Raw genomic sequence first — 10,909 nt, forward strand, 5'->3', positions numbered from 1 at the left:
GTCATAGCACCAGCGACCTCCACCAACCAAAGGCGCGGACAATCGGCCCTGTCACCGATCAGGGCAAGGTGGGGTCAGGGCTCCGCTTACCATAAACCCGTGCTCATCGAAGACTTACGGCTTGTTTGCTGGTCGGCTCGTTGGAAGGTGCTTATGCGGCGCGTGGCCTGAAATCACCACTGGCACGAATGCCGAAAGCTGCGGCAGTGCTACAGCTTTGGCTAGGCCGGTGCACTCGGAGCAGGCGACGCGAGATCAACGGCTGCGAAGCGCAAGGAGTAAATCGGCTGGCAACTGAGCTGGCACTCTCAAGGTAGGAATAGCTCGCCGCCATGATCGCGAGTTTAACATCATCATGCCAATTTGGCCTGCGACCGTCGCCGGTGGAAAACTCGTAGCGGCTTACGTCGGTAGCGCCAGTGCCATGCGATCGTCATAGCACTATGTTGAAACCAAACGCGAGGACCATCACCCTGACAGTGATGGGCACAAGGTGATTCAACGCCTACTTACCGCAATGGAATTACCGCAGTGACGAAAATGTTCCAATCACCTAACGTAGCCGGGCAGCGGCATAATTGTACTAACGGCGGCCTCTAAGACAAGTCGCTCACAAGAGCCGAGCCGCAGGCTACGATTTACAATGGCCTAAGTTTCAATGCGAGGTCAATTTTTAAAATTTCCGATCACCCTAACGCGGAACCGCTAATAAATCTGAGAACTCCAGGTGTCCAGCGCGAGCAAATTGATCATGAGCATCAAAGACATCATAATCGCATTCATCAAACAATTTAGCCAAACGTTCAGGCGATGACCCGTTAGCCTCCAGTAACGGACGAGAAAACTCAGATATTACAATTGGCCGGTGTCGCTTTAAGGTCTCACGCGCCCCTTCAAATACCAAGCCCTCTGCGCCCTCAACGTCGACCTTAATCAATCCCGGAGTTAAATTATGGGTTTCTACCAACGTATCTATCTTCTTGGCATCTATTGTTTCAGTCAAAGTCTTTTCGCCGATGACAGCCGGATGCACCACGTCGCCCATGGACGAATATTCCTCACGACCGGCAACTACATTAATAGTTGAAGTGCAATCCTTATCTGATATTAATCCGTTATACATTATAACTGCGTCTTCAACACCATTCAGATCAATATTATGGCTCAATCGAGCGAATGCTGCTCTAGTCGGCTCTGCTGCCAAGACACGACCTGAGGTCAACGACCTAGCTGCCAAAACTGTAAAGAAACCAACGTTTGCGCCCACATCGATCACATCGCGAACGGGATCCAAATGTTTCAGAAAAAGCTTGACGAGATCTCGCTCATATTCGCCTTCTGCCAGCAACCGGTGAAGCAAATGAGATTGTGGCCCCAGGACAAATTGGCCGTCAAACTCATCTACTTGGATGGTTACGTCCGACACCACCAATCGCTCTAGTCGCGAGAGCACATCTCGTGATTTAGCGCTCGTGTAATTTATCCACGCCCGCCTTGCGGAAATTGGCGCAGCGAGAAGCGAACGCGCCAATGGCGTCCTTCTGATGAAATCCTTCAGACTCACAACTACACTCCAATTCTTACCAGCGAAAATAGGTGAAAATAACCAACGGACAACTCCGCAGCCTAGTACTGCACCGAGATTTCTAGTAAAATCACCTGCAAGATAGGCCAGGGTTCAACGATCAACGATCAACGATCAACGATCAACGATCAACGATCAACGATCAAGAGATACATCGAAGATATATTTCGATAGACGAATCATTATGATACTAATTTCGTTAAATTCGTGAAAAAAAACAATCTGAAAATATACGCCCCCTACAAGCGCCCCACTTCAAACAAACACATTTCCCGAGGCGGCTCTGAACCAACATAATCAGTTATGCGCTCCAATGGATCCTCCGGAAATGACAAAGGCAATGAAAAGATATCAATTAGACGAAAATCACCGGTTATTATATCTTTATTCTGGAAATCGTTCTCAACTATGTGAGTAGTGGTCAAAAGATATCGAATATTCGATCGCGATATATTACGCTTTGCCTTGAGTATATCGGAGAAAGATAAATGAAACAAACAATCCCGAACAATAAGGAGATCGGCACTCGGCAACTCGTCGTTGGTAAGATCGATCTCCAGAAAATTTACTCTTTCGCTAGCATATCTGGCGTTATTATCAATAATCAATGAACCGACAATATCACCACCTGTATAATAAAGATTTTGGTTTCCTTCGATGACTAAGCGCATCCAGTTAAAGTCGCCACAGGGGACGTCTAGAACGCGCCTTATATCATATTTTTCAAATATCCTGGGCAACGCTGTCCTTAGACTTTCAGTAGCCGCCAAATTCGAACCGCTTCCGCTACCTGATTCCGGATCACTCCACAAGTTCTTTGAATATATCTCATTAAAGCGCTCCCTACTACTCTGTAGGCGAAGCATATTCCGGTAAATTGCGCGCTGTTTAAATTCGCTTGGTGATAGATAAGTAAACACGCGCTTCGCCGCAACGAACGGGCCTCGACTTCGAGCTAAATTTACAAACTTAGCAAAGTTTTTAATTTGCATGGTTATTTGCCTTATTGATCTATTGGTGTCACACTAGTGTAAGCCCAACTGCAAACCGACACTGCGGAATCGTCGAACCGTGATGACTTTGCGTTTTCCAGATTTACTCAACCTTTAACAGCAAATCCTTTTGCTTGAACGGCCTAAATATTGAGCTGGAGGTAAACAGCACTTTCAGAAAAAATGACTGAAAAATCGGTTATTAAATTGGCAATTTGCTTAAAGATAAACATAGGCCTTGTATCTTAGAGTATATTTAAGGACTGAGCCAAACTAAACATATCTGATCACTGTCCCATTATGTTCGTTGACGACTCGCCTTTTGGAGGGCTTTGTATCCTTGGAGACAATGCAATTTCTTTGAGAGTAAAGTCCACTGCGTCGCGATTAGCATTAATAGCTTGCACTTCGACCCAATAGTATCTGCACTGTGGAGCAAGAAGGTTCACTCGCCCGGTGGAACTCGATTTATCACGGATACTGAAACTAACTTTATCCATGATCGAACTATCTGTTGCACAAGTAAATGTTAGATCAATACGAATAGCCCCCGTTCCCGAGGATGACCGAGCTAACGTTAATCTAGCATCATAAACACCGCGAAAGTCCGTTATCAATCGGCGAGCCACAATACCACCCGCTCCGCCAAGGATGCTAACATCGAGCCCATCCGATTTGGAGTTCATATAGGCTCCCAGGTCACCCCGCTCTGGAGCCACAATCCAGAAGTACGGCTCAATTTCATCGTTTCTTATAAACGATAGATCGGCCCTCCGCGCTGTCTGGCTACTAGCCGTAAAGAGTTGAGGCCGCAATTTCCGATATAGCATTTCAGCCATCAGAAACTTACCTTCTAAAGTCAATTTCGACAATAGAATCGAATCATAGCGGTCGTCTAGGGCATATCCGCGGCCCGCCAGCCTGATCCTCAATTCAGCCGCATTATCCAATGTAAGATTGTCCGAAGTCGCCGCCTCCCAAAATTCTGGATGCCATGAAGATGGCCTTTGAAGAAGGCGAACAAATAGCGGGACAGAATTTTCTTGCCGCAAAAGCTGCACCAGTCGATTCAGTACGGTTGCACTCGCAGCATTTCTTCTTCGGAGAATGAGGTCATAGTTCTGGAGAGCTGCTGTCAGATCATTTTGACGCGCAGCATGGTCTGCTAGCCACGCCTGTGAAATTATTTGCCGGCGGCCCAATTTGACGTTTGCCTCAAATATTGACTGAGCCTGTAATTGCATGCCGTTCGCAGCTGTGTGAAGACCCAACACGGCCACAGCAAAGGTATCAGTGGGCTCCCGGTAAAATGCCTTACGGGCCCTACTAACAGCTTCAGGAGGTATTGCAGAGGGTAGGAGCCCATCCCCCTCAATAATGTTTTGCCGGATAATATCGTTAGCTGCACCACTTTCCGCCCCACCGCCGTGGAATGGGATTTTTACAGCCAAGACTGGCGAGGTACGCTCGACAGCGGTTGAAAAGGAATTAAGTCCAGATACGGCCGCTAGGGTAAGCCCTGCTCCCCATGTTAACCATCGACGCATACTAAAACCTCAATGAGGCTGGCGGTTTCTAAAAGCATCAGCGCCCGTCCGGGCCGCTGGGGGATCCCTCGGTTGCATCATTTCCATAGCCATAGCCATAGCCATAGCCATAGCCATAGCCATAGCTTGAGTTACGGCTATCTACTTTCGTAACAACCGCCCCGAAGATGTGTGCCCGGCCATTTCGCAACCGATCAATAGCCGTTTGGATCGCGCGGAGTTTCGATCCATTTGCTTCGATTATGTATACAATACCTTCAACACTGTTACCGAGCAATGGAGCGTCAGCGAGACCTAACACCGGCGGCGAATCGATTACAACATGATCGAATTCCGACAGCAATTTTTCTAGCATTAATTTGACCCGCCCATTGCTTAGAAGCTCAGCCGCATTGGGAGGGGCAGTTCCAGCCGAAATTATGCCAAGTGTTGGGTAGCGCGTAGCGTTGACGAACGAAATTATGTTATCGTCTCCAGCCAGGAAACTGCTCATCCCCGGGCTCAACGGCAAACCTGCTAAATTATGCTGGGTTGGATTGCGCATATCTCCATCGACGAGCACAACCCTTTTTCCAGTTCGAGCTAGTGTAATCGCTAAAGCGAGGGCGCTGGTGGACTTTCCCTCATTTGGCTGGGTACTTGTAACCGCGAACGACTTCGGGACTCCATGGTCTGTCAAAAATGACATAGCAGTCCGAATTGAGAGGAAGGCCTCCGACGCTATCGACTTTTGATCATCAAGACTTTGGACGACATCCGTATCCTGCAGGAAAGGCAGAATGCCCAACAAGGGAATCCTCAAAGATTTCCTCACAGCTTGAGGATCACGAATACTTTGATCAATCTGCTCCAATGCAAAGACGAATATGCCAGCAGCCGAGATTCCGCCTATCAGAGCGAGGGCCACATTGAGAAGTAGCCGCGGACTAGATGGTATGTCTGGAACCTGCGCTGGATCTACCACCGAAATGTTGCTGTTGCCTACACTGGCAACACCAATTTCTTTAAACCGCTGGAGCAAACCGTCATACAATTCACGATTTGTATCAACTTCGCGCCGAAGAATGTTATATTGTATTTCGTCTCGCTGCTGTGAAGCAAATCGTGTCTTCAGACTTGCGACGCGCTCAAAGAGATCACGCTCCCGCTTTTGGGCCGCAACATATTCGGTTTGCGCGGACCCACCGACTCGCGACTCCTCTTGACGAATGCTTCGGTCAAGAGCATCCAACTGCGCCTTCAATGCCAGAGCGTCAGGGTAGCCAGGCTCGAAACGTGAAAGAAGTTTTGAGTATTCTGCTGCAATTTCACCGCGCCTTTCACGTAGACCATTGATCGCGCTATTGGTCAGCGCAGCTTCGCTTGACTGGGAATTGCCTTGCAATCTGCTTCCGGCTCGGATGCGAGCTGCCGTGGCATCGGCAAGCTCCTCATTCAAGCTTTCCAGGTCTATTGCCACAAGCGTTCTCGGACCTCCGGATTGGCCCGCCGAACTGCCGCCAGTTAATGCTATGATTTCCTTGTTCGACGCGTACAGCACGAGATCGCGTTCAGACTCCTCTAATTTCGAACGCAGTTCCGCCAAACGCCGCTCCAAATAATCGCGTGCGTTTTCAGTAGATGCAAAACGACGGTCAAGGCTTAGCTGAATGAACTGACTAGCCCATGCATTCGCAATCTTCGCTGAAAGTTCAGGTGACGCACTTGTAAAGCTGATGTCGACCAGACTTGACCCTCTGATTGGCCGAACGACGACATTTTCAAGAAGCAACTCAACAACTTTGTCAAGTCTCTCCTGCCGAGCATCAGCACTTACAGGCCCGTCGCCACTGTCCTTAAAGCGCTCTGGGTTCACTCCGAAGCCCTCAAAAAAATCGGCATTGGTTGATAGCCGCAGTGAGCGCGCCACGCGATCAGCTAGCGTCCTAGCCTCCAGCAGACTATACTGAGTTTGGTAGAACTCTAGGCTCTGACCAATTTCCTTGGCTTCCACGCCTTCAACGTTCGTGACCTTATCCTCCGAGCGATTGATCTCGATACGAGTCACTGACGTGTATTGCGGAGTGGCGAGTAGAGTTGCGAGCAAACCCAACGCGATAAACACAGCAATAATTCCAGCGACAGGGAGACGCCTCACATAAATTGCACGCCAATATTCTAATAAAACCGGATTGCTTTCCATAGCATCAGATTCTGCCAGGCCATTCGCGCCGATCTCTTGATCGCCAAAATGTTCTGCGCTCCGTGTAAGCTGATTCATAAAGCGCTCTTATTATTGTTGAAGGAGGATGATAAGCGGAGTAACTAGGGCGGGAGCCACCTGTATCAAGTCCTTAAATAGCCTGCGCCCCGGTGAATCGCCTACCACCACGACATCGTTCGCAAATATTTCTGGATCTTCATAAGTACCATCACGGATAGCCTTAAGGTTGTATAAACCAGCAAATTTTTGACCATTTGCCGTACGGAACACTACGACGTCAGTAAGGTCGGCAAACTCAGACGTGCCTTCCGCCACAGCAATAGTACGCAGCAAGGTCATTCGGCCTACAACGGGATACAATCCAGGCTTTCTAACCTGCCCTTCGATCGTAACCACCTGACTTGTTGTCTCTTCCAAATTTATGGTTACTTGTGGGTTTCGTACAAACTGGCCACGAAGTCTGCTTTCAATTGAAACCGCCAGCTCGGAAGGCGTTTTCCCGCCGGCCTCTACAAGACCGATCAAAGGGAATAAAAAATTGCCCGACGCATCGGTCTGGACCTCGCGCTCGAGATCCGCGATCCCGAAAACGTCAACCTTAAGCTTGTCGAATGGACCGATCAAATATGGCCTATTAGCTGTCAACAAGTCGGCACCAGTTGGCGTCGGCATCTCTTGCTGCCGGATGACCGATGTATCCGCCATCACGTTCTGGAGCGGAGGCGTTGAGCTACACGAAGCTAGGGCAAGCGTCAGAAAGCTCAGAAAATATTTTGCGTCCATGGGTGACTTCTTATCGTTAAACGTTAGATTTCAAAAACGGTGCGAGGTTCAGTTGTTTGGGACGGGCGCCGGCGGCGGTTACGGTTCTTTGCGAATGCAGCAAGGTCTATCCAGCCCCTAGGCGCTAAGAGTGCGCTAGCCAATAACCCAAAAAAGGCCATAAGCGAGGGTACTCGCAGCGGATAGTCCGTTAGGCTCGCTATACCGATCAATACCATACTAACAAGCGCGGAGAGACGAAGCGCATACGAATGCGGATATCGTTTACGACCCTGCCAGGCCCCCAAGAAGGCACGCCCCCCTATCAGGCCGAACGCCAGCAAAATTGCTACGCCAGCGAAGCCAGCTTCAGCCAACAGCTGCAGATAATCGTTGTGAGCTTGGTTCATATACGGCTCACTCAAGGAAGAGTCAGGCTCGAAGCTATAGAAAGCCTTTTCAAAAGCGCCGAACCCAATGCCAAACGGAAGGTGCAGCGAAGCCATGTCAAAAATGTAGGGTAGCATCTGAATCCGGATCTCGGGACCTTCAGAATCGTCGAGCAATCGGTTAATCGCAGAACTCCGGCCTAAAGCTAGTGGAACCAGCAAAAACATCGGAGCCAGCAAAATTGCTGCTGCCACAACCGCCAGCTTGCGCCTGTTTGGGAAGCCCTTAGGCTCGCCCAAGGCTCTGCCCCCACTCTCTAAAGCGACATAAATCGGAACAGAGGACATAACAGCTAGGAGCCCGATGATCAGTCCGCTCCTCGATCCCACCATAGGCAAAATAAGCAAAATTAAGATTAAAGACGAAAAATACAGGACTCCCCGTGACTTGGCTCCGCCTTGCGATCGTTCAGCAATGAGGCCCAAAATTATTATTGGCACCAATGACGTCAAGAAAAATGCATGGTGGTTGCGATTGGCAAAGAGGCCTACCGCCGACCCTTTGTTAGTTATTTCATAAAAATAAAGCGAACTCTCTGCTCCAATTATGCCTTGCAGGATACCCAAGAACGCTGAGAGCACTCCTACTCCCACCAGCAAAATTAGAACTTGGCCGCGGCGTACGGGCGTTAGCAATGAGAACAGAAGGATTGCTGCCAATGGAACACTCATCGACATCAGACTATTCAAAGTTCGGGCTGGAGACAGCGTAAGCGGGCGCCAAATTTGATCGGCTCCGATTTCCACGCCGATATCCGCAATAGGCGATCGACCGGGAAGGGCCTTCCAGATCTCCGGCGGCAAAGGGACCATCTGCAATACCATGACAGCAGTTAGAGACAGCAACAACCAGATCGCTAACCGGATATCAGCTGTCCGGCCCCAAGCGCCCTGCGTCAGGGCATACGCTATTGCAATGAAAGCTGCCGGACGCAGAATCACAAGCGACGCGACGTCGCTACGCGAACCACCACCAAAAAAAAAGGCACACAGCAAAAATCCGGAAAAAATCCAAAAATGTTGGATTTCAGCCCCTGGCGAAGGCTTTTTGACACCAATGATAGCCATACAGCGAAAAACCCGCGTCCTTAAACAAATTTGACCTCCCTGTGGCCCAGAAGGGCAATAGATAGATTCTATGTTCCAGCCAACATAAAAAGCGATGCCACCCGATGCCCTGTTGGGTTCGAGCGACGCGTGGCATCAATAGCAAACATATGAACGCAAGTGCCGATCTTCGGATGCAAGCTGGGTGCACACCAGAACCCGGCAGATCAGCTCGACACCGTAAACCTAATTAATCTTTTCAATGAAGTCAGTCATCTACGGAACGAGCGCTAAAGGGAGCAGGCTCACTACGCGTGTCCAAGGTATTCCGACGCCTTGAGCAGGACCTCGTAGGCATTGCGTAGACCGCGATTCTCACATTCGAGCAGCTTGAGGAGATCAGCCATTTCGGTTAGCGCAATAGCGCATTTGCTGCTGTGGACCGCGGGCTTCTTCACCCACTCATGCAGCACCTGCATGATCCAAGGCCATCCAGACGGCGCTTGGCCGAACATCAGGTGCAAGTGCGTTTTCTCGTTGTGTAAGCGCTGTTTCCCGCCCACCTTGCATCCTTGGTTGATTGAGGCAGACGGTGGGTTGGATGGAAGACAACAACCAAACGAGCGCACTGGACACCCGCATTGGAATGGCTCGGGAGCCTATTGGCCGTCCGGGGGTTCTACGCAACATGGCTGGCCGCCGGCGTATTTGGACGCTGGAGCAGAAGCTGGCGATTGTCGCTGAGCTGGAGCGCTGCGACAACATCGCCGCGTTTGCGCGGCGGCCAGACATTCGGACATCGTTGCTCTACACTTGGCGGCGAGAGCTTAGATATGCAGTGGCGGCCCGCCAAGTCGCCGATATTGACGCCGATCATGCACCGATGTTCGTGCCGGTCGTGGCCGACAGTCCCAAGCCCAAGTCGAACGATGTTGCGATTGAGGTCGAGCTTGGCGGCGTCGTGGTCAGGATCGGACAAACAGCGAGCCCCTGACTGGCTGCAGCGGTGATTCAGGCTATTCATGTGCAACGTTGATCGGCCCTGGCCCTGGCACGCGGGTGATGGTTGCAACGCGGCCCGTGGATTTTCGCAAAGGTTCTGACGCGCTGGCCGCGCTCATCAGCGCTGAGTATGGCGGCGATCCCTATTTATGTCTTCCGGGCCAAGCGCGCAGACCAGATCAAGCTCGTCTGATGGGACGGGCCTGTGCCTGATGGCCAAGAGGCTGGAGTCCGGCGGCTTCAAGGGGCCCAGCATCCTGGACGGTGTGATGTGCGTTACGGCAGCCCAACCTGGCGCTTTGCTGGAGGGTCTCGACTGGCGCCGGGTGCGTGGCGGACGCCGACCGATAGCCCCGCAGATTGCCGGTTTACGGGGCTTTCTTCTGCTGATTCACTGCCGTCATGTTGATGGAAGCGGATCTGCAGAGGACATCGAAGCGCTACGTGCGCTGGCGCTCGAGCAGTCCCGCAAGTTTGCCGATGTGACGGTTGCCAAGGGCGATCGTCCCCGCAAGACCAACCGCGGCTCGCTGCGTGCGCACCTCGAGCGGATCGAGTAGATCATCGATATCGACGATAAGGCCTACCCGTGCTGCGGCGGTGGGCTGCACCAGATCGGCGAGGATGTTGCTGAACGCCCTGATGTCGTGCCGACCACGTTTCGGGTCCTGGTCACCCGTCGGCCTCGTTACCGCTGCCGCTCCTGCGAAAGCGCGGTCGTCCAAGCCCGGCACCAGTCCGTAGTGTCGAAGGCGGCATCCCTACCGAAGCCCTGATCGCTCAGGTGCTGGTTGCCAAGTATGCCGATCACTTGCCGCTTTACCGGCAGGCGCAGATCTATGCCCGCCAGGGCATCCAGCTGGATCGCTCCACCCTTGCAGACTGGGTCGGGCGGGCTGCCTGGTACCTTCGCCCGCTGCGTGACCACATCCTGGACCGACTGCGACGATCCGAACGGCTGTTTGCCGACGAGACGACAGCGCCGGTGCTCGATCCAGGACGAGGGCGGACCAAGACCGGCCAGCTATGGGCCTATGCGCGGGACGACCGACCATGGGGCGGTATCGATCCGCCAATGATCGCCTATGTCTATGCAGCCGACCGCAAGAGCGAGCGCGCCGAAGCGCACCTGGGTGACTTTGCAGGCATCCTGCAGGTTGACGGCTATGGCGGATATACCGCGCTTGCCAAGCGGCAGCAGCAGATCACCCTTACGTTCTGCTGGTCACACGTGAGGCGCAAGTTCGTAAGCGCCGACGGAAGGCCGCATTGACGTAGGCTATTTCGCCTTTCGTTGCCGCGGCGCCCATTTCTTTGCCAAG

The 10,909-nt window shown here is 51.7% G+C and carries 8 protein-coding genes and 2 pseudogenes; 3 read left to right on the plus strand and 7 right to left on the minus strand.

Going from position 1 to position 10,909, the window contains the following annotated elements; all coding sequences use genetic code 11:
* Positions 1 to 691: 691 nt before the first annotated feature.
* The 7 genes from QUB24_RS32255 to QUB24_RS32285 all read right to left on the minus strand — a co-directional run bounded on the left by QUB24_RS32255 (position 692) and on the right by QUB24_RS32285 (position 9,148).
* Positions 692 to 1,564: an FkbM family methyltransferase gene (locus QUB24_RS32255; protein WP_333157613.1), complete on the minus strand. Its 873-nt coding sequence runs from the start codon at positions 1,562 to 1,564 to the stop codon at positions 692 to 694.
* 260 nt (positions 1,565 to 1,824) lie between these two features.
* Positions 1,825 to 2,577 carry a class I SAM-dependent methyltransferase gene (locus QUB24_RS32260; protein ID WP_333157614.1) on the minus strand — a complete coding sequence of 251 codons (753 nt, stop codon included), beginning with the start codon at positions 2,575 to 2,577 and terminating at the stop codon, positions 1,825 to 1,827.
* A gap of 287 nt (positions 2,578 to 2,864) precedes the next feature.
* Entirely contained in the window at positions 2,865 to 4,028 is a 1,164-nt protein-coding gene (locus QUB24_RS32265) for a tetratricopeptide repeat protein (protein ID WP_333157615.1), read from the minus strand.
* Between the two features lie 133 nt (positions 4,029 to 4,161).
* Positions 4,162 to 6,384: a GumC family protein gene (locus QUB24_RS32270; RefSeq protein WP_333157616.1), complete on the minus strand. Its 2,223-nt coding sequence runs from the start codon at positions 6,382 to 6,384 to the stop codon at positions 4,162 to 4,164.
* Positions 6,385 to 6,396: 12 nt separating this feature from the next.
* Entirely contained in the window at positions 6,397 to 7,110 is a 714-nt protein-coding gene (locus tag QUB24_RS32275) for a polysaccharide biosynthesis/export family protein (RefSeq protein WP_333157617.1), read from the minus strand.
* Positions 7,111 to 7,133: 23 nt separating this feature from the next.
* Positions 7,134 to 8,606 carry an O-antigen ligase family protein gene (locus tag QUB24_RS32280; protein WP_333157618.1) on the minus strand — a complete coding sequence of 491 codons (1,473 nt, stop codon included), beginning with the start codon at positions 8,604 to 8,606 and terminating at the stop codon, positions 7,134 to 7,136.
* A gap of 287 nt (positions 8,607 to 8,893) precedes the next feature.
* A complete protein-coding gene (locus QUB24_RS32285) occupies positions 8,894 to 9,148 on the minus strand; it encodes a hypothetical protein (protein WP_333157619.1) in 255 nt (84 codons plus the stop codon).
* A gap of 38 nt (positions 9,149 to 9,186) precedes the next feature.
* Here QUB24_RS32285 and QUB24_RS32290 point away from each other — a divergent pair, with 38 nt between their 5' ends.
* The 3 genes and pseudogenes from QUB24_RS32290 to tnpC all read left to right on the plus strand — a co-directional run.
* The gene (locus tag QUB24_RS32290) at positions 9,187 to 9,579 is read left to right on the plus strand and encodes a transposase (RefSeq protein ID WP_333157620.1); all 393 of its coding nucleotides are present in this window, start codon (positions 9,187 to 9,189) and stop codon (positions 9,577 to 9,579) included.
* 157 nt (positions 9,580 to 9,736) lie between these two features.
* A pseudogene (gene tnpB / locus QUB24_RS32295) lies at positions 9,737 to 9,907 on the plus strand (IS66 family insertion sequence element accessory protein TnpB); the annotation flags it as partial.
* A 105-nt stretch (positions 9,908 to 10,012) separates the two neighbouring features.
* Positions 10,013 to 10,833 (plus strand): annotated as a pseudogene (gene tnpC, locus QUB24_RS32300) (IS66 family transposase); the annotation flags it as partial.
* Positions 10,834 to 10,909: the final 76 nt, after the last annotated feature.

Source organism: Microcoleus sp. B9-D4, assembly GCF_036705105.1.
Lineage (GTDB): Bacteria > Cyanobacteriota > Cyanobacteriia > Cyanobacteriales > Microcoleaceae > Microcoleus.